This is a genomic window from Salipiger aestuarii (assembly GCF_003259905.1).
Taxonomy (GTDB): Bacteria; Pseudomonadota; Alphaproteobacteria; order Rhodobacterales; family Rhodobacteraceae; genus Salipiger; species Salipiger aestuarii.
In genome coordinates this window covers 25,538-43,266 of record NZ_QLMG01000037.1, presented here as the reverse complement: position 1 = coordinate 43,266, position 17,729 = coordinate 25,538, and the positions used below count along the sequence as shown (strand labels likewise).

General features: G+C 65.6%; 16 protein-coding genes. 6 read left to right on the top strand and 10 right to left on the bottom strand.

What is annotated here, in order from left to right; translation table 11 throughout:
• The 5 genes from ATI53_RS16730 to ATI53_RS16710 all read right to left on the bottom strand — a co-directional run.
• Positions 1–253: transposase (locus tag ATI53_RS16730; protein WP_146609947.1), on the bottom strand; the 253-nt coding region annotated here is incomplete at its 3' end.
• A 147-nt stretch (positions 254–400) separates the two neighbouring features.
• The gene (locus ATI53_RS16725; RefSeq protein ID WP_111550911.1) at positions 401–1,387 is read right to left on the bottom strand and encodes a molybdopterin-binding protein; all 987 of its coding nucleotides are present in this window, start codon (positions 1,385–1,387) and stop codon (positions 401–403) included.
• Positions 1,384–2,358: an XdhC family protein gene (locus ATI53_RS16720; RefSeq protein ID WP_111550910.1), complete on the bottom strand. Its 975-nt coding sequence runs from the start codon at positions 2,356–2,358 to the stop codon at positions 1,384–1,386. Before ATI53_RS16720 ends, ATI53_RS16725 begins: the two co-directional genes overlap by 4 nt.
• An 80-nt stretch (positions 2,359–2,438) precedes the next feature.
• Entirely contained in the window at positions 2,439–3,632 is a 1,194-nt protein-coding gene (locus tag ATI53_RS16715; protein ID WP_009502860.1) for a DegT/DnrJ/EryC1/StrS family aminotransferase, read from the bottom strand.
• 119 nt (positions 3,633–3,751) lie between these two features.
• Positions 3,752–4,414: an HAD-IA family hydrolase gene (locus ATI53_RS16710; protein ID WP_111550909.1), complete on the bottom strand. Its 663-nt coding sequence runs from the start codon at positions 4,412–4,414 to the stop codon at positions 3,752–3,754.
• A gap of 115 nt (positions 4,415–4,529) precedes the next feature.
• On the opposite strand from ATI53_RS16710, the gene glmU reads away from it, so the two are divergent.
• Together glmU and glmS are read left to right on the top strand one after the other, a co-directional pair.
• Positions 4,530–5,879 carry a bifunctional UDP-N-acetylglucosamine diphosphorylase/glucosamine-1-phosphate N-acetyltransferase GlmU gene (gene glmU, locus ATI53_RS16705; protein ID WP_111550908.1) on the top strand — a complete coding sequence of 450 codons (1,350 nt, stop codon included), beginning with the start codon at positions 4,530–4,532 and terminating at the stop codon, positions 5,877–5,879.
• A 6-nt stretch (positions 5,880–5,885) separates the two neighbouring features.
• Positions 5,886–7,703: a glutamine--fructose-6-phosphate transaminase (isomerizing) gene (glmS, locus tag ATI53_RS16700; RefSeq protein ID WP_111550907.1), complete on the top strand. Its 1,818-nt coding sequence runs from the start codon at positions 5,886–5,888 to the stop codon at positions 7,701–7,703.
• Positions 7,704–7,885: 182 nt separating this feature from the next.
• Here the strand turns inward: glmS and ATI53_RS16695 are convergent, their stop codons facing one another.
• Positions 7,886–8,992, bottom strand: coding sequence for an acetoin utilization protein AcuC (locus tag ATI53_RS16695; protein ID WP_111550906.1), 1,107 nt, complete (start codon positions 8,990–8,992; stop codon positions 7,886–7,888).
• A 48-nt stretch (positions 8,993–9,040) separates the two neighbouring features.
• On the opposite strand from ATI53_RS16695, the gene ATI53_RS16690 reads away from it, so the two are divergent.
• Positions 9,041–10,174: an AbrB family protein gene (locus tag ATI53_RS16690; RefSeq protein WP_375342742.1), complete on the top strand. Its 1,134-nt coding sequence runs from the start codon at positions 9,041–9,043 to the stop codon at positions 10,172–10,174.
• Positions 10,175–10,221: 47 nt separating this feature from the next.
• Here the strand turns inward: ATI53_RS16690 and ATI53_RS16685 are convergent, their stop codons facing one another.
• Positions 10,222–12,045: an ABC-F family ATP-binding cassette domain-containing protein gene (locus tag ATI53_RS16685; protein ID WP_009502866.1), complete on the bottom strand. Its 1,824-nt coding sequence runs from the start codon at positions 12,043–12,045 to the stop codon at positions 10,222–10,224.
• A gap of 201 nt (positions 12,046–12,246) precedes the next feature.
• Positions 12,247–13,302 (bottom strand): anhydro-N-acetylmuramic acid kinase, encoded by a 1,056-nt coding sequence (locus ATI53_RS16680; protein ID WP_240778621.1) that lies wholly within the window; start codon positions 13,300–13,302, stop codon positions 12,247–12,249.
• 97 nt (positions 13,303–13,399) lie between these two features.
• On the opposite strand from ATI53_RS16680, the gene tyrS reads away from it, so the two are divergent.
• Positions 13,400–14,668, top strand: a complete 1,269-nt coding sequence (tyrS, locus tag ATI53_RS16675) for a tyrosine--tRNA ligase (protein WP_111550904.1) — start codon at positions 13,400–13,402, stop codon at positions 14,666–14,668.
• Here tyrS and ATI53_RS23385 read toward each other — a convergent pair.
• Positions 14,665–14,826 carry a hypothetical protein gene (locus tag ATI53_RS23385; RefSeq protein ID WP_009502869.1) on the bottom strand — a complete coding sequence of 54 codons (162 nt, stop codon included), beginning with the start codon at positions 14,824–14,826 and terminating at the stop codon, positions 14,665–14,667. The genes tyrS and ATI53_RS23385 overlap by 4 nt on opposite strands.
• A 47-nt stretch (positions 14,827–14,873) precedes the next feature.
• On the opposite strand from ATI53_RS23385, the gene ATI53_RS16670 reads away from it, so the two are divergent.
• Both ATI53_RS16670 and ATI53_RS16665 read left to right on the top strand, forming a co-directional pair.
• Positions 14,874–15,761 carry a GNAT family N-acetyltransferase gene (locus ATI53_RS16670; RefSeq protein ID WP_249033405.1) on the top strand — a complete coding sequence of 296 codons (888 nt, stop codon included), beginning with the start codon at positions 14,874–14,876 and terminating at the stop codon, positions 15,759–15,761.
• A gap of 62 nt (positions 15,762–15,823) precedes the next feature.
• Entirely contained in the window at positions 15,824–16,666 is an 843-nt protein-coding gene (locus ATI53_RS16665) for an AAA family ATPase (protein WP_009502871.1), read from the top strand.
• A 28-nt stretch (positions 16,667–16,694) separates the two neighbouring features.
• On the opposite strand, the gene ATI53_RS16660 is transcribed toward ATI53_RS16665, so the two are convergent.
• A complete protein-coding gene (locus ATI53_RS16660) occupies positions 16,695–17,723 on the bottom strand; it encodes an Atu2307/SP_0267 family LLM class monooxygenase (protein WP_009502872.1) in 1,029 nt (342 codons plus the stop codon).
• Between the last annotated feature and the right edge of the window lie 6 nt (positions 17,724–17,729).

Genomic DNA, 17,729 nt, shown 5'->3' with positions numbered 1-17,729 from the left:
TCCAGCGGCAGAAATAGTCGTTTACCGTGCTGCGCGGCGGCAAGTCCTTCGGCAGCGCAGCCCACTGGCATCCGGTGCCGAGAATATACATCAGCCCGTTGACGACCTCCCGCATCACGACCGTCCGCTTGTTGCCGCCCCGCTTCGCGGGCGGGATCAGCGGAGAAATGATCCCCCATTCCTCGTCCGTCAAATCGCTGGGATAGCGCAGTCCACTGCGATCATAACGACCGCGGTTCTCGTTGGTCCACATCCAAAAGCTCCTGCAAAACCTTGCCTCCGCCAAGGATTCACAAGTGATTCCAAAGATTCAAGATGTTCCCGGATGGACACTAAGGGGGCGAGGTGCGGGCAGAACCAGGGCACGCGCCGCGCCGGCTGTACCGATGTCAGGGACGCCTCATTCGCGGGGGCGCGGGCGCGAGGGCGGCTCCTTGAGCAGACCGCCGACGCCCATGCGCATGATGTCGCCTTCGCCGATCGTTACCCCGCACAGGATGCGTTCAAGCACCCAGTCGGCCCCGTTCAGCGCGGGCGAGCGCGCGCAGCCAGGCAGGCCGATCACCGGGGTCCCGCCGAGATCGCCGTAAAACAGCAGATTGCCGGGATCGACGGGCATTCCGAAATGCGTGACGGTGCCGCCCGCAGCGCGCAGTGCCTCGGGCGCGGTATCGTACAGGTCAGAGGTCGCCGATCCGGTCAGGACAAGGATCACATCAGCGGCGCTTGACGCGATCGCTTCCGCCAGGGGGGCGGTGTCGTGCGCGACCAGCCGTGTGCGCGACAGATCCGCGCCAAGGCGTTGAAGCCGCTGGCGTATGGCGCGCCGCCCCTTGCCCGTGGCGCCGGCGCCGATGCTGGTTTCGATCAGCTCGGCCGTACGCAGCACCGGGGGGCGCAGCGCCAGGGCGCGCGCGCCCGCCGCCGAGGCCGCGACCAGGGCATCGGACGGCACCGCATAAGAGATGATCTTGATCGTGGCGACCATGGTGCCCTCTGCGCAGCGCGACCAGGGGCGCAGCGTCGCCACGGTGATCATGGGATGGACAGCGTTGGCGGCGTCGATCCGCGTCGTGTCCAGTTCCAGCAAGCCCGGCCCGAGGCTGTGCAGATTGACTCGCCCGGTCGACGCGGCCCCGATCCGCAGACCGGCGGTGTGCGGATCGGGCACCAGCGCGGCGGCAAGGCGGGATGCGGCCGCATCCTCGCCCACGTCGCCGGGTTCCAGCCTGGCGATCACCACATGGTTATGGCCATCAGCCCCCAGCGCCGAGATGTCCGCGGCGTCAAGCACCCGCCCCTTGCGCAGCCTGCCCCGCGTCAGCGCCACCGAATGGGCCAGCACGCCGCCAAGCGCCTCCTGCAGGGGGACAGGCCCGAATTTCATGCGCCCTTCCTCAGCACCCGGATCATTTCCGCAAGGATCGATACCGCGATTTCGGACGGGCCTGCCGCCCCGATGTCAAGGCCGACGGGGCCATGGATGCGCGCGATATCATCGCCCGAGAACCCCGCCTGCCGCATCCGCTCGGCCCGTTTGGCCTGGGTGCGGGACGATCCCAGCGCACCGATGTAGAAGCATTGCGAGGTCAAGGCCGATTCCAGTGCCGGATCGTCCAGCTTGGGGTCATGGGTCAACAGGACAAGGGCCGTGCGCGAATCGAGTCCAAGCCTTGCCACCGCCTCGTCGGGCCAGTCGTTCAGCAGCGTCTCGCCGGGGAAGCGCGCGCCGGCACCAAAGGCCTCGCGCGGATCGACGATGGCGGGATCGAAACCCGCGATCCGGGCCATCGGCACCAGAGCCTGCGCGATATGCACCGCCCCCACGATCACCAGCTTGAGCGGCGGATTGTGGATGCCAACGAAGCTGCGGCTGCCCTCGTCAAAGCCGGAACGATCCATGCGAAAGCGCGTCTCATGCCCGCCCCGGTCAAGGTGGCGCGCGCCGGTGTCCAGATCCGCGACATAGGCGACCGGGGTGCGGGCCGCGCGGGCATCGCACAGCTCTGCCAGCAGCGGTTCGGGCAGAGCGCCGCCAACGGGTTCGACCAGCACGCGGATGGTGCCGCCGCAGGCCAGCCCGACGGCAAAGGCATCGTCATCCGAGACGCCGAATTCCAGCTCGCGCGCGGCGCCGTCTTCGAGCGCCTCAAGCGCCTCGACGATGACGGCGCCTTCGACGCAGCCGCCCGAGACCGAGCCTTCGATCTCGCCGCGCCCCGACACCGCCAGCTGCGCGCCGACACGGCGGGGCGCAGAGCCCCAGGTTTCGATCACCGTGGCAAGCGCCGCGCGGCGCCCGTCCCGGTGCCAGGCCAGCGCGGTTTCGGGGATGGTGTCAAGAACGGGTGTGGTCATGTCCAAAGTCTCCCTGATGATCCCGGCACTCCTGCAACGGCCGGGCCGGTCGTGTCGCCGGCGGTTGCATTTCCGGCCTGTCAGCCCCGCTGAAAGAGCGCGCCCGCTTCGGCCCGGATGATCCGGGCAATCTGCGCGCAATCCTCGACGCTGAAGGTCAGCGGAAGGCGCATGTCGACAAGGCCCGCAAGGATGCGGTCGGTGGCGGGCAGCGGCGCGGTCGCCGCGTAATGCCAGCTGTCATAGCGGGACGTGAAGGCGGCGGGTTCCGGCGCGCCGAACCACTTGAGGTCGACCCCGCGCGCGGCGCACCGGCCCAGCAAGGCACGGATCGCGTCCGGCGCCCAGTCCGTCAGCAGGAACTGAAAGGACGACCCGACGAAGCTTTCGGGTTCGGGGCGCTCGATGATCGCAAGACCGGGGGTGTCGCTCAGCCCGTGCGCGACCGCAGCGTAGCGGGCGTTCCAGCGCAGGACCTGGTCGGGCAATGCGGCAAGCTGCGGACGCAGGATGGCCGCGCGCAGGTTGTCCATGCGGCCCGACACGTTGGGGATGTCGTATTTGATCCGCTCGAACACGTCGGGCGGCGGCGCGGCGGCGTGACGTTCGTACAGCATATAGGATCCCGACAGCAGGATCGCGCGCGCGGCAATGTCGTCATCATCGGTGACGAGAAAACCGCCTTCGCCCGAGTTTATGTGCTTGTAGGTCTGGGTGGAATAGCATCCCACAGCCCCGTGCCGCCCCGATGGCACCCCCTTCCACGCCGCCCCCATGGTGTGGGCGCAATCCTCGATCACGGTGACGTCGGCCGCGTCGCACATGGCCATCAGCCGGTCCATGTCGCAGATGTGCCCGCGCATGTGTGACAGCATCAACACCCGTGCCTGCCCGAGTTTCCGCGCCAGATCCTGCAGGTCTATGGTCAGCGCCTCGGTCACCTCGACGAAGACGGGCACCGCCCCCAGCGCGGCGATTGCGCCGGGTACGGGCGCCAGCGTGAAGGCATTGGTCAGCACGCGATGACCAGGGGCCACCCCCGCGGCGCGCAGCGCGCAGCCAAGCGCGTAGCCCCCCGAGGCGACCGCCAGCGCGTAGCGGGCCCCCGTAAAGGCGGCGACGTCCAGCTCCAGTCGCGCAACCTCGGACAATTCGCCCGGCGCGGTGTTGTACCGGTGCAGACGCCCGTGCCCCAGCACCTTGAGCGCGGCAGCGATCGCGGCCTCCGGAATCGGTTCCTGCTGGGTGAAGCTGCCGGTGAAACGCTCTGTCATGGCGCCAGTCATGCGCTTCGCACGCTGCCCCGTCAATCGCCGCCGCCCCAAGATTTTTCGTCCGAAAAATCTTGTTTGAGACGCAAGAGAAGATCTTTCGTCCGAAAGATCTTCGGCCCTTAGCCCAGCAGCCGCGCAACTTCGGCGTCCAGCGCGCCGAAATCGCCGATAAGCCCCTCGGGGGACAGCGCGTTGACCGCATCGCCGTCAGGGCCAAACGTCACGAGAATGCATGGAACGCCGGCCGCCGCCGCTGTCTTGCGATCGGTTTCGGTATCGCCGACCAGAAGACTGCGCGCCGGATCGCCCCCCGCCCGGCGCACCGCCGCGACAAAGGGCGCGGGGTCCGGCTTGCGGACCGTCAGGGTGTCGGCGCCGATCACCGATCCGAACAGATCGCGCACGCCAAGGCGCGCCAGCAGCGTTTGCGCAAGCGCCTCGGGCTTGTTGGTGCAGATGCCGACGCGAACACCCGCGCCGCGCAAGGACCGGACCGCGTCGATTGCTCCGGGATAAAGCCGCGTGTGCACGTCGATCGCCTCATCGTAGAACCCCAGCAGACGGGGGTACCAGCTCTCCACCAGATCGGTGTCAAAGGCCTCTGCCCGCCGCAGCCCCAACCCCAGCATCGCGCGCGCCCCGCGAAACGCGGTGTGCGCGTCGGCAACCGGATCAAGCCGCACGCCCTGGCCCATGCTTTCGAAACAGCGGTTCGCGGCCGCGATCAGGTCGCCGCTTGTGTCCGCCAGCGTGCCGTCGAGGTCGAAGATCACCGCCCGCATGTTCTGCCCTTGTCCTGTCATATGTCGAAATCAGACGTGATGCCTGCTGGCTTGCTCCTGCCTGCGGACCCGATAGAACGTATGCACAGGCAGAACACAAACGGGAAAACCCAGCATGAGCATCGCTCTCATCATCCTTGCCGCGGGAAAGGGCACCCGCATGGGGTCCGACCTTCCCAAGGTGCTGCACCGCATCGCCCACGCACCGATGCTCTGGCATGCCATGCGCGCAGGCCAGGCGCTGGCGCCGGAGCGTACGGTTGTCGTCACCGGGCACGAGGCCGACATGGTCGGGGCGTCTGCGCGGGATTTCGATCCCGAGACTCGCGTTGTCCTTCAAACCGAACAAAAGGGCACGGCCCACGCGGTCGCGCAAGCCGCCCCCGCGCTCGACGGGTTCACCGGCGATGCCATCGTGCTGTACGGCGACACACCCTTCATCAGCCAGGACAAGCTGGAAGAAATGGCGCGCGCCCGTTCACGACACGACGTGGTCGTGCTTGGGTTCAACGCGGCCGATCCCGGCCGATACGGGCGACTCGTCACCGAGGGCGACGCCTTGCTGCGCATTGTCGAATACAAGGACGCGACCGAAGACGAACGCTCCATCGCCTTGTGCAATTCCGGCGTCGTTGCCGCGGATGCGACGCTGTTGATGGACCTGATCGCCGAGGTCGGCAATTCCAACGCGGCAGGCGAATATTACCTGCCCGACATCGTCGCCATCGCCCGCGCCCGCGGGCTGTCCGCCGGTGTCGTGCCCTGCGACGAGTCCGAAACCCTGGGGGTGAATTCGCGCGCAGAACTTGCCCAGGCCGAGGCGGCCTTTCAGCGGTGCGCCCGCTTGCGCCTGATGGAAGACGGCGTGGCGCTTCAGGCCCCGGAAACGGTCTGGCTGGCTTGGGACACGGTGATCGGGCGCGACGCCGAGATCGAGCCGAACGTGGTGTTCGGCCCTTGCGTGACCATCGAAAGCGGCGCGCGCATCCGCGCCTTTTCGCATCTCGAAGGGTGTCACGTCAGCCGCGGTGCCATCGTCGGCCCCTTCGCCCGGCTGCGCCCCGGCGCCGAACTGGCGGAGCACAGCCGTGTCGGCAATTTCGTCGAAATCAAGAACGCCCATCTCGGCGCGGGCGCCAAGGCCAACCACCTGACCTATATCGGTGACGCCGACATCGGTGAGCGGACCAACATCGGCGCGGGCACCGTCACTTGCAATTACGACGGCTTTTTCAAGCACCGCACCACCATCGGCAAGGACGCGTTTATCGGTTCCGACACCATGCTGGTCGCCCCGGTGACGGTGGGTGACGGCGCGATGACCGGGTCGGGGTCGGTCGTCACCAAGAACGTGGCTCCGGGCGACCTTGCCATCGGGCGCGCCCGTCAGGAAAACAAGCCCGGGATGGCGCGCGCCCTGCGTGACATGCTGCGTGCCAAAAAACAAAAACAAACCAAGGGGTAGCAGGCCATGTGCGGTATCGTCGGAGTTCTGGGCACACACGAGGCGGCCCCCATCCTGGTCGAGGCGCTCAAGCGTCTGGAGTATCGCGGCTATGACAGCGCCGGGATCGCCACCGTCAACGGCGGCAGGCTTGACCGGCGCCGCGCGGTGGGCAAGCTTGTCAACCTGTCCGACAGGCTGGTACACGACCCTCTGCCCGGCAAGGCCGGCATCGGCCATACCCGCTGGGCGACACATGGCGAGCCCAACGAAAAAAACGCCCATCCCCACCGATCCGGCCCCGTCGCCGTCGTGCACAACGGCATCATCGAAAATTTTCGCGACCTGCGCGCCCGGCTTGCCGCCCAGGGGCACTACCCCGAAACCGACACCGACACCGAAGCCGTCGCGATGCTGGCGCGCCATCACCTTGAGTCCGGCCTGACCCCGGTCGCGGCCGCGCGCGCCACGCTGGCGCAATTGGAGGGCGCCTTTGCGCTGGCCTTCCTGTTCGACGGCGAAGAGGACCTGATGATCGCCGCTCGCAAGGGGTCTCCGCTGGCCATCGGCCATGGCGACGGCGAGATGTATCTTGGCTCGGACGCCATTGCGCTCGCCCCCATGACCGACCGGATCACCTATCTGGAAGAGGGCGACTGGGCCGTCATCACGCGCGCGGGGGCACAGATCTTTGACGCGCAGAACCGCCAGACCAGTCGCGAAATGCGCCAGATCCGAATGGATGCGGCGCGAATCGACAAGGCGGGTTTCAAACACTTCATGGCCAAGGAGATCGCGGAACAACCCACTGTGCTGGCCGACGCGCTCGGAGCGTATCTGGAAGGCGACACCATCCGACTGCCCGGTCAGGGCGTGGATTTTTCACGCATCGAACGGCTGACGCTCGTGGCGTGCGGTACCGCGTTTTACGCCTGCCTCACCGCGAAATACTGGTTCGAACAACTCGCCCGCCTGCCCGTCGAAGTCGATATTGCGTCGGAATTCCGCTACCGCGAACCACCCGTCCTGCCGGGAACCACTGCGGTCTTTGTCAGCCAGTCGGGCGAAACCGCAGATACGCTTGCCGCCCTGCGCTTCTGCAAGGGGCGCGCCGACAGAATCCTGTCGGTGGTCAACGTCGAGACGTCTTCCATTGCGCGCGAAAGCGATCTGGCACTGCCGATCCACGCGGGCGTTGAAATCGGAGTGGCCTCTACCAAAGCCTTTACCTGCCAACTGAACGTGCTTCTTTTGCTGGCCATCGAGGCGGCAGTGGCGCGCGGGCACATGAGCGTACAGGACCGCGCCACCCTGCTGACACAGATCAGGGGCCTGCCGGGACTTTTCAACGCGGCCTTGGACAGGGATGCCAGCATCGAAGCGGCCGCACAAAAGATCTCCGAAGCGCGCGACGTGCTGTTCCTCGGGCGTGGCACAATGTACCCACTCGCGCTTGAAGGTGCGCTGAAGCTGAAGGAAATCAGCTATATACATGCGGAAGCGTATGCATCAGGCGAACTGAAACACGGGCCGATCGCGCTGATTGACAAGACAGTGCCGGTGATCGTCATGGCCCCGCATGATGCGCTTTTCGACAAGACCGTGTCGAACATGCAGGAAGTCATGGCGCGCGGCGGCAAGGTGTGCCTGATCACCGACGCCACCGGCGCCGCGGAAGCTGGCGAGGGCGTCTGGCAGGTAATCACCCTTCCCGAAGTGGACAGCCGCCTCGCGCCCCTGCTTTATGCGCTGCCCGCGCAGTTGCTGGCCTATCACGCCGCCGTGGCCAAGGGAACGGACGTGGACCAGCCGCGCAATCTGGCAAAATCGGTGACGGTGGAATAGCCGCCCAAGATTTTTCGTCCGAAAAATCTTGTATCACCCAGCGGCAAAGATCTTGCGCCCGAAGGCGCGGCCTGACCTCCGAGTGAAGATTTTTCGGACGAAAAATCTTCGTGCGCACCGACCCTACGGGCTTATCCAAGCTGGCCCGGCATTACATGACGACCGGCGAGCCACATGCGCGGTCAAACCCTGCGGCGCAACGCCGCCACGGCTGTGCGGATCTCATCTCTTATCTCCCCGTCGCGCGGCATATCACGCAGCGTTGTCAGCAGAGCCGCGTCCGGGCGTACCTTTCGATGCCATGAAAGCCTCCCAAGGTGTTCTGACGCCGCCGCGGGCAACGCATCGGGGATGTCCCGGCCCGACAGCGTCGCCCAGACGCCCGCCCAGCACCGCGCAACCGTCCAAGGATTATACCCGCCGCCGCCTGACACGATCAGTTTTGGAGCAAGATCACGCAGCGCGGACACCGCCCGGAAATGACTGTTGTTGGACAGCGCAAGCCGCGACAGTGGGTCCTCGGCCAGCGCATCCGCCCCGCATTGCAGGAAAACCGCGTCGGGCCGGAACGCCTGGGTCGCGGGCAGGATGAACTCATCCAGCGCCAGGCGAAATTCGCTGTCGTTGAAGTCGCGCGGAAGGGGCAGGTTGAAGGCCGCCCCCCCGGCGTCAGCCTCAAGCGCGCCGGTATAGGGCCAACGACGCGCTTCATGGATCGAAATCATCCGCACCCGCTCCGACCCGTGAAAAGCGATCTCGACGCCGTCGCCGTGATGCGCGTCGATGTCGATATATACCACACGCCGCGCACCAAGCCGCAGCAGGTGAAGGATGGTCAGCACAGGCTCGTTTAGAAAGCAAAAGCCGCTGGCACGGTCCTTCAAGGCGTGATGCGTGCCCCCGCCGGGATTGTGCACGACCCGCGCCGTTCCGGACATCACCAGTGCCGCCGCGAGTAGCCCGCCGCCGACGGCCGTGGCCGGGCGGCGGTACATCTCGGGAAAAACCGGGTTCGACACGGTACCTAGCCCATGGCGTGCGCGCGTGTCGCCGGACACAACGCCGTCGGTCTCGGCCTTTTGCAGGGCGGCGACGTAATCCGGGTCGTGAAACGCGTGCAGCGCCTGCGGCTTGGCCCGTGGGCTGGAGCGGCACAGATGCGGCGGCAACCAGCCCATGTGGCGCGCAAGATCGGTTGCGGCGGGAACGCGTTCGATAGAAAGAGGGTGGCGGGCCCCATAGCGGGACCCCCGATAGATATTCGATCCGATAAATAGCGCCTGCTCCATAGGATGAGGTTTAAAGCGCCCTCCAGCCAGAGCCAAGGCGTCACGCGCATGGCAGGGTCAGCCCATTGCACCGGCTGGAAAACTCTGCTTGGTTGCCCGGCGATGACCGGCACGTCCCTTTCCCTTGGAACCATCTGGCTGACCGCCGTCATGCTGACGGTCGGGGCGGTGTGCGGACTGGGTGCGCAGATGGCCGGGCTGCCGATGCCCTTCATGCTGGGCAGCCTTGGGGGCGCGGGGCTTGCCGCGGGGGTTCAAGGCCAGTCCTTACTGCGCGACTACCGCTTTCCCGAACGCTTGCGCACGGTCTTTATCGGGCTGATCGGGGTCATGATCGGCACGCAGGTGCAGCCGGACCTGTTAGCTGAGGTGGGGGATTTTGCGCTGACCCTGACAGCGCTGGCCGGTTTCGTACTGCTGGCCCATGCGGGTAACATGGTCATTTTCCAACAGCTTGGAGGCTACAGCCGCGCGACCGCCTTTTACGCCGGGATGCCGGGAGGGCTGATGGAAAGCCTTGTGATGGGAGAGCGCGCCGGTGCCGATCTGCCGGTGCTGACCGCCCAACAGTTTTTGCGCGTCATTCTTGTGATCACGCTGTTGCCCACCGGCCTGTCGCTTTGGCTGGGTCATCCTGTCGGCAGTGCCGCGGGCGCGACGGCTATGGCGCCCGCGCCTTTGCCCGCGATGTCGCTGCCTCTGATCCTGGCGGCCGCGCTGGGGGGGCTGTGGATCGGCCGCTTGCTGCGCCTGCCCGCCGGTCAGATCACCGGGCCGCTGGTTTTGACGGCAGGGCTGTCGCTGACCGGATTGGTCGATCTGCACCTGCCGTTCTGGCTGATCGCCACGGCGCAGGTGGTGGTGGGAGTCTCACTGGGACTGCGGTTCAACAGCATGTCACTGGCGATGTTGCGCCGGTCAGCGGGACTAAGTGTGGTTTCGGTGCTCTGGATGCTGACGCTTGGCGCACTGTTCGCGTCGGTGCTGGCCCGCGTCACGGAATTGCCCTTTGTTCAGCTTTTCCTCGCTTACGCGCCCGGAGGCGTCACCGAAATGTCGGTAATCGCGCTCAGCCTTGCGGCGAACCCGGCGCTGGTCAGCCTGCACCATGTGGTGCGCATTCTGTTCACCGTCACCTTCATGGGCATGTTTGCACGCAGGACAGGCCCGGACGAGGGTTGAGCCTGGACCAAAATTTTTAGCTAAAAATTTTTCCCAGCCCGGCGCTCTCAGCCTTGTTCGGCCTTTTCCTCAAGCTCCAGCCATTCCTCTTCGGAGACGGCCAGCTTGTTCTGCCGCTCGGTCAATGCCTCGGTTGCCTTGCGAAATTTCACCGGTTCCCGGGTGAACAGATCGGGATCCGCCAGCAAGTGTTCAAGCTTGCCGATCTCGGCCTCAAGCCGTGCAAGGACCTGCGGCAGTTCCTCAAGCCGGTGCTTTTCGGTAAAACTAAGCCCCGCCGGTTTCGCCGCCGGTCTTGCCACCGCGCTCTTGCCCGACTTTGCCCCGCCTGCCGGGGCTGACCCTGCGGCAGCAGCCGTTCTGGCCGCACGCTGCGTCTGATAGTCACTCCAGCCCCCCGCATAGACAATGGCGCGGCCATCGCCTTCCATCGCGACGGTCGTCGTCGCGACCCGGTCAAGGAAATCGCGGTCGTGGCTGACGATCAGCACCGTGCCGTCGTATTCCGCCAACATGTCCTGAAGCAGATCCAGCGTTTCAACATCAAGATCGTTGGTCGGTTCGTCCAGCACCAGAAGGTTGCTTTCCCTGGCCATCAGCTTGGCCAGCAACAACCGCGCCTTTTCGCCGCCCGAAAGCGACCGGACCGGCGCGCGTGCCTGGCGTTCGTCGAACAGGAATTCCTTGAGATAGCCCACAACATGCTTGGGTTCGCCCCGCACCAGCACCTGATCGGCCTTGCCCGACACGCGCATGTCCTTGTCCCCGACAAGGTTTTCCCAAAGGGACATGTCCGGATCAAGCTGCGCGCGCGACTGGTCGAACACTGCCGGAACCAGGTTGGTGCCCAGCTTTATGCTGCCCGTGTCGGTTGGGATTTCGCCCATCAGCATCCGGATCAGCGTGGTTTTTCCAGTGCCGTTCGGACCGACAAAGGCCACGCGATCGCCGCGCTGCACGGTCAGCGAAAAGCCGCTGACGATCACCTTGTCGCCAAAGGACTTGGCCACGTCCTGCGCCTCGATCACCTTTTTGCCCGACACCGGGGCCGAGGCCAGCTCCATCGCCGCAGTGCCCTGCCGGCGGATCATGCCGGCGCGATCCTGCCGCAACGCCTTGAGCGCACGCACACGGCCCTGGTTGCGGGTACGCCGCGCGCTGATCCCCTCGACCGCCCATTTCGCTTCGGCCTTGATCTTGCGATCCAGCTTGTGTCGACTGCTGTCCTCCTCGGCCCAGATCTTGTCGCGCCAATCCTCAAAGCCCTTGAAGCCCTGCTCCTGGCGGCGCACGGCCCCGCGGTCGATCCACAGCGTGGCGCGGGTCAATTCTTCCAGAAAGCGTCGGTCGTGGCTGATAAGCACGAAGGCCTTGCGCGTACGCTTCAGCTCGTCCTCCAGCCAGCGAATGGCCGAGATATCAAGGTGGTTGGTCGGCTCGTCCAGCAACATCACATCAGGGTCGCGCGCCATCAGACGCGCCAGTGCCGCACGGCGCCGCTCGCCCCCCGACGCGGTCGCCACAGGGCGATCAGGATCAAACCCCAGCCCTTCGCCTGCGGCCTCGACAAGATACATCTCGGCCGGCCCCAGCCCCTCGGCGGCATACTCCCCAAGTGTTTCAAAGCCCGACAGATCCGGGTCCTGCTCCATATAGCCCACGGTGGTGCCGGAAGGGACCACCCGGTCGCCCGTGTCGCTTTCGACCTGTCCCGCCATGACCTTCAGCAGCGTCGACTTGCCAGAGCCGTTGCGCCCGACAAGCGCCACCCGATCGCCCGGCTGGACGTTCAACGAAAGACCTGAAAAGACCGGCTCGCCCCCAAAGGTCAGCGAGATATCGGAGAGTTGTAAAAGAGGTGCCTGTGCCATGCCGATGCGCTATTTTGCGGCGCGCCCGGCGTCAAGACCCAACGCACGCAAGAGCAGCGCGTGTCGAGGGGGCGCTGCCCCCGCCCCGCGAGCCCCCCGGAGTTCAACAGGCAAGATGAAGAGCGGCGCCCTGTCTTCATCTTGCCAGAAAAACTCCCGCCGGAGGCAGGCCGTCGGGCGCGGCCTGGTGATGCGCCGGGGTCAGACGCGCGCGATCTGACCGCCGCTCACCGGTGCCGCGACCCCGGTCGTGCCGGGTGCCGAGGTTGGAAGCCGCCGTGTGACCCGCACCGCAAGATAGGCAAACGCCTGTGCTTCAAGCATATCGCCGTCCAGCCCCGCAGCCTCGACCGGTTCGACCGCGCAATCCAGTCCGGCTTGCAGCATGGCCATCATTACCGGGTTCTTGCGCCCGCCGCCCGTCACCAGCAGACGGGCCGGGACGGTCGGACAATGCTCCATGCCCAGCATCACGGCGGTCGCGGCCATGGCGGTCATGGTGGCGGCGGCGTCCGCGTCGCCCAGTTCGCGTACGAGGTCGAGCATCAGCGCGAAATCGTCGCGGTCCAGAGATTTGGGAGGGATGTGGCGGAAATAAGCGTCCTCCAGGAACAGCTCCAGCGCCCCGTCGACGACGTTGCCCCGCGCGGCCAGTGCTCCGTCGCGGTCACATTCCAGCCCCAGTCTTTCGGCCACCAGATCATTCAACGGCGCGTTGGCCGGCCCGGTATCGAACGCAAGCAGCGCGCCGGCTTCCTCGGGGCCGGATTTGCGAGGGTCGACCCAGGTGAGATTGCCGACCCCTCCCAGGTTGAGAAACGCCACAGGTTCGGTCGCGCCCATCCAGCGGGCACAGGCAAAATGAAAGAACGGTGCCAGCGGCGCGCCCTGCCCCCCCAGCGCCACGTCCGCCGAGCGGAAATCCCAGACAACGTCACGACCCAGCGCCTCGGCCAGCGCCGCCCCGTCGCCAAGCTGGTGGGTGCCGCGCCCGCGCGGCTCATGCGCCACGGTCTGGCCGTGAAATCCGACAATTCCGGCCTGTGGAAACCGCGCCAGCAGTTCGGTATGGGCGGTTTCGACAACCTGCTGCGCGGCCGACAGATTGTCGCCCGGCCAGCGCCCCAGTGCCGCGCGCAACACCTGACGTTCAGCGTCGGTATAGGCCCGATAGCCGCTGTCTCCGAACGCGAAAATCTGCTGCCCGTCGGTTTCCAGCAAGGCCGCGTCGACCCCGTCCAGCGATGTTCCCGACATCGCCCCCAGCGCCCAGACCGGCGCTTTGTTCAACTTGCCCTTCACTCCTGTGCGCCTCGCCCTTATAGGATTGCGCGGATTAATAAAGGGAACCCCCATGACCTACCATCCCAAATCGGACTTCATGCGCGTCATGACAGAGCGCGGCTTTGTGGCCGATTGCACCGATTATCAGGGCCTTGACGAGGCGCTTGTCGCGGGGGTTGTGCCGGGGTACATCGGCTTTGACGCAACGGCAAAGTCGCTGCATGTCGGCGGTCTGATCCAGATCATGATGTTGCGTTGGCTGCAAAAAACCGGCCACCAGCCGATCACCCTGATGGGCGGGGGCACCACCAAGGTGGGCGACCCGAGCTTTCGCGCCGATGAGCGCCCGCTGCTGAGCAATGCGCAGATTGACGACAACATCGCGGGTATCAAGCAGGTGTTCGCGAAATATCTGGATTACGACGCCGCGACACCCCCGCTGATGCTTAACAATGCCGAATGGCTGGACGGGCTGAATTATCTCGACTTCCTGCGCGACATCGGGCGGCATTTTTCGGTCAACCGGATGCTGTCGTTTGAATCGGTGAAATCGCGCCTGGATCGCGAGCAGTCGCTGTCGTTCCTTGAATTCAACTATATGATCCTGCAAGCCTATGATTTCCTTGAACTGAACCGCCGCTACGGGTGTCTCGTGCAGTTTGGTGGCTCTGACCAATGGGGCAATATCGTCAACGGCATCGACCTGACGCGGCGGGTGCTGGACCATCAGATCTTTGGCCTGACATCCCCTTTGCTGACCACATCGGACGGCAAGAAGATGGGCAAATCGCAGGCGGGCGCGGTCTGGCTGAACGCCGACATGCTGTCGCCTTACGAATTCTGGCAGTTCTGGCGCAACACGACGGATGCCGACGTCGGCCGGTTCCTGAAGCTCTACACAGAGCTGCCGGTTGACGAATGCGACCGCCTCGGGGCGCTGTCAGGGTCCGAGATCAACGAAGCCAAGATCGTGCTTGCCAATGAGGTCACCACCCTGTGCCATGGTGCTAATGCTGCCGCGGCGGCGGCGGCAACTGCGCGCGAAGTGTTCGAAAGGGGCGGCGTCGGCGACGATCTTCCGACGCTGGAGCTGACCCGCGACGAACTGGGCGGCGGTCTGTCGATCGTGCAGGTGATCGTGCGCGCGGGGCTGGCGAAGTCGGGCAAGGAAGCCAAGCGTCTGATTTCCGAGAATGGCGCGCGCATCGACGATGCCGCGCTGACCGACGCCGCGCTGATGCTGGACGCCGACGCACTGGCCGCGCCAATCAAGCTCAGCGCGGGCAAGAAACGCCACGCGCTGGTCAAGCTGGCCGATGAAACGCGGGGCTCTGCCTAGAACGGCATCCGGCAGATCGCCAGCACCCCAAAGGGCAACGACAGCGCCGTCGCGAGCAAGAGCGCCGCGGCGGCGGTGGGTTTCGATCTGGGTGCGATGGATGCCGTGGCCCCTGCGCGGGATGAGGGCGCCGTCTGGCGCTGGAATATCTGTGCCATGATTCAGTTTAACCACGAATTTACTTTCCAGATCCTTAATGCAGATCATGGAATCGCTTGTCCTGCCCCTGACCCAATCGCCGCAATACGCCAGGACGCTCAAGGCGCTCGGGCTTGGCGTGCGTTGCGGCTTTACCGGCCCCGAACACGATCCGGATATGCGCTGGCTGGTACAATCGCGCCGCCTGCCGGTCATCGGACAGGTCGATCTGATGTCGCGCGGGCCGGTGTCGCACGATCCAACGCCGCCAGAGACCTGGCTGAGGCTGGCGCGGGCGCAGCGCGCGCGACCGCTGATCCTGAACGCCGCGCAACAGAATGCCCTCTCGCTGCGCGCCGCCGGGTTCTGGCCGCTGATGACCCCCGCCACCCTTGCCATTCTGCCGCTTGCCCCGCCCGATCAGATGCGCGCCGCAATGCTGCAAAAATGGCGCAACCGCCTGAACCGCAGCGCGCGGGCGGACCTGCGACTCACGCGTCATGCGCTTACCGGCGATCACTGGATCATGCGCGCCGAGGTGCTTCAGGCCCGCACCCGCCATTACCGCACCCTGCCCCCGGCGCTGATCGCCGCCTTTGCGCGTGAAAACCCCGGTCATGCCCTGGTATGGGAAGCCCGCCACAACGGCGTTGCCGTCGCCGCCATCGCGGTGCTGCGCCATGGCCCCATGGCCACCTGGCAAATGGGCGTGTCCCTGCCCGAGGGGCGGCGCCTGAACGCGATGAACGCCCTGCTGTGGAAGGCGATGACCTATCTGTCTGCCAGGGGCCACAGCCAGCTTGACCTTGGTATTGTCAATTCTGATGATTCGCCCGGCCTGATGCATTTCAAGCTGGGCACCGGCGCGCGCCTGCACCGGCTGGGCGGCACCTGGCTGCACCTTGGCGCGCTGGCCCCGATTGCCCGCCGCCTGCCCGGTCGGCTTGCGGCCTGAGCGCCGCGCTTGCAAGCCTGCGCGCCAGCCCTTATTCCGATGACATCAAGGAGGAGGCCCCCATGCGCTTCGACGGAACCGACAGTTATGTCGCCACAGACGATCTGACCGTTGCGGTGAATGCCGCGATCACCCTGGAACGCCCACTGCTGGTCAAGGGCGAGCCGGGCACCGGCAAGACCGAACTGGCCCGCCAGGTGGCGGGTGCGCTTGGCCTGCCGATGATCGAGTGGAACATCAAATCCACGACCCGCGCGCAACAGGGGCTGTATGAATACGACGCGGTCAGCCGGTTGCGCGACAGCCAGCTTGGCGAAGAGCGCGTGCATGACGTCGCCAACTACATCCGCAAGGGCAAGCTGTGGCAGGCCTTCGACACCGACGAAAGACTCGTGTTGCTGATCGACGAAATCGACAAGGCCGACATCGAATTCCCCAACGACCTGTTGCAGGAACTCGACCGGATGGAATTTCACGTCTACGAGACCGGACAGACCATCCGCGCGCGCACCCGGCCTATCGTCATCATCACCTCGAACAACGAAAAGGAACTGCCCGACGCGTTCCTGCGGCGTTGTTTTTTTCACTACATCCGCTTTCCCGACCCCGAGACGCTGCGCCGCATCGTCGGGGTGCACCACCCCGGCATCAAGCCCGCCCTGCTGACCGAGGCGCTGACGCAGTTCTATGGGCTGCGCGAACAGTCGGGCCTGAAGAAGAAACCATCGACCTCCGAAGTGCTCGACTGGCTCAAGCTGCTTCTGGCCGAGGATCTGGATGCCGAAGATCTCAGGCAGGACGGCACGAACGCCCTGCCCCGCCTGCACGGGGCGCTGCTGAAGAACGAGCAGGACGTGCACCTGTTCGAACGGCTTGCGTTCATGGCGCGCCGTCAGGGGCGTTAGGCGGTCGGGGCGTCGGGCGGTCGGGGCGCTAGCCCGCCTTTCGCAGCTCTGGCGCGACCTGGGTTCCAAGCACCTCGATCGCCCTGAGCACTTCGGCGTGCTCGATCACCCCGATGGCCATCTGGATGGACACCCGGTCGAACCCCAGATCCTCGCGCAGCGACAGGATCTTGTCGACGATCTGCGCCGGGGATCCGACGAATTGCGCGCCCTCCGGCCCCATCGAGGCATCGAACTGCGCCCGGCTTTGCGGAGCCCAGCCGCGTTCGCGCCCCAACTGATCCATCACCGCCTTTTGCGCGGGATAATACACATCCGCCGCGCGCTTGGCATCGGTGCCGACAAAGCCGTGCACGTTCATCGACACCCGCGCCACATCCGCGTGGCCGGCCTGGGCGGCCGCCCGGCGATAAAGATCGGTCAGACCGGCAAAGCGCCGCGGCTCGCCGCCGATGATCGCCAGCGCCAGCGGACGGCCCAGACCGCCCGCGCGCACCATGCTTTGCGGGCTGCCCCCGGCGGCGATCCAGATCGGAAGATGGCCGTTGACGGGGCGCGGATACACCCCCAGCCGGTCCACCGCCTGGGTATGATCGGTTCCCGGCCAGCGCAGCAGTTCGTGGGTGTCGATTTCCAGCAGCATCGCCAGCTTTTCTTCGAACAGCGCGTCGTAATCCTTCAGATCATGGCCGAACAGCGGAAAGCTTTCGATGAAACTGCCGCGCCCGACCATCAGTTCGGCGCGCCCGCCGCTGAGGTTGTCCAGCGTCGCAAACTGCTGATAGACCCGCACCGGATCGTCGGAACTCAGCACCGACACCGCCGAACTGAGCCTGATGCGCTGCGTCACCGCCGCCGCCGCCGCCAGCACCGTGTGCGGCGAGGTGACCGCGTAGTTGGGCCGGTGATGTTCCCCCAGGCCGAACACGTCCAGCCCGACCTCATCCGCAAGCCGGATCTCTTCCATGAGGTCAGACAACCGCTTGCGCGCGTCGACCTTTTCGCCCGTGACCGGGTTGGTGCCGATGTCGCCAAAGGTATAAAGGCCGATTTCCATGCTGTG

Excerpts from the sequence above, each read along its gene's own strand:
- glmU (WP_111550908.1), top strand. The coding sequence starts at position 4,530 with ATGAGCATCGCTCTCATCATCCTTGCCGCGGGAAAGGGCACCCGCATG.
- ATI53_RS16660 (WP_009502872.1), bottom strand. The coding sequence starts at position 17,723 with ATGGAAATCGGCCTTTATACCTTTGGCGACATCGGCACCAACCCGGTC.
- ATI53_RS16680 (WP_240778621.1), bottom strand. The coding sequence starts at position 13,302 with ATGTCGGGAACATCGCTGGACGGGGTCGACGCGGCCTTGCTGGAAACC.
- ATI53_RS16720 (WP_111550910.1), bottom strand. The coding sequence starts at position 2,358 with ATGACCACACCCGTTCTTGACACCATCCCCGAAACCGCGCTGGCCTGG.
- ATI53_RS16690 (WP_375342742.1), top strand. The coding sequence starts at position 9,041 with ATGGCAGGGTCAGCCCATTGCACCGGCTGGAAAACTCTGCTTGGTTGC.
- ATI53_RS16695 (WP_111550906.1), bottom strand. The coding sequence starts at position 8,992 with ATGGAGCAGGCGCTATTTATCGGATCGAATATCTATCGGGGGTCCCGC.
- glmS (WP_111550907.1), top strand. The coding sequence starts at position 5,886 with ATGTGCGGTATCGTCGGAGTTCTGGGCACACACGAGGCGGCCCCCATC.
- ATI53_RS16665 (WP_009502871.1), top strand. The coding sequence starts at position 15,824 with ATGCGCTTCGACGGAACCGACAGTTATGTCGCCACAGACGATCTGACC.
- tyrS (WP_111550904.1), top strand. The coding sequence starts at position 13,400 with ATGACCTACCATCCCAAATCGGACTTCATGCGCGTCATGACAGAGCGC.
- ATI53_RS16670 (WP_249033405.1), top strand. The coding sequence starts at position 14,874 with ATGGAATCGCTTGTCCTGCCCCTGACCCAATCGCCGCAATACGCCAGG.
- ATI53_RS16710 (WP_111550909.1), bottom strand. The coding sequence starts at position 4,414 with ATGCGGGCGGTGATCTTCGACCTCGACGGCACGCTGGCGGACACAAGC.
- ATI53_RS23385 (WP_009502869.1), bottom strand. The coding sequence starts at position 14,826 with ATGGCACAGATATTCCAGCGCCAGACGGCGCCCTCATCCCGCGCAGGG.
- ATI53_RS16685 (WP_009502866.1), bottom strand. The coding sequence starts at position 12,045 with ATGGCACAGGCACCTCTTTTACAACTCTCCGATATCTCGCTGACCTTT.
- ATI53_RS16725 (WP_111550911.1), bottom strand. The coding sequence starts at position 1,387 with ATGAAATTCGGGCCTGTCCCCCTGCAGGAGGCGCTTGGCGGCGTGCTG.
- ATI53_RS16715 (WP_009502860.1), bottom strand. The coding sequence starts at position 3,632 with ATGACAGAGCGTTTCACCGGCAGCTTCACCCAGCAGGAACCGATTCCG.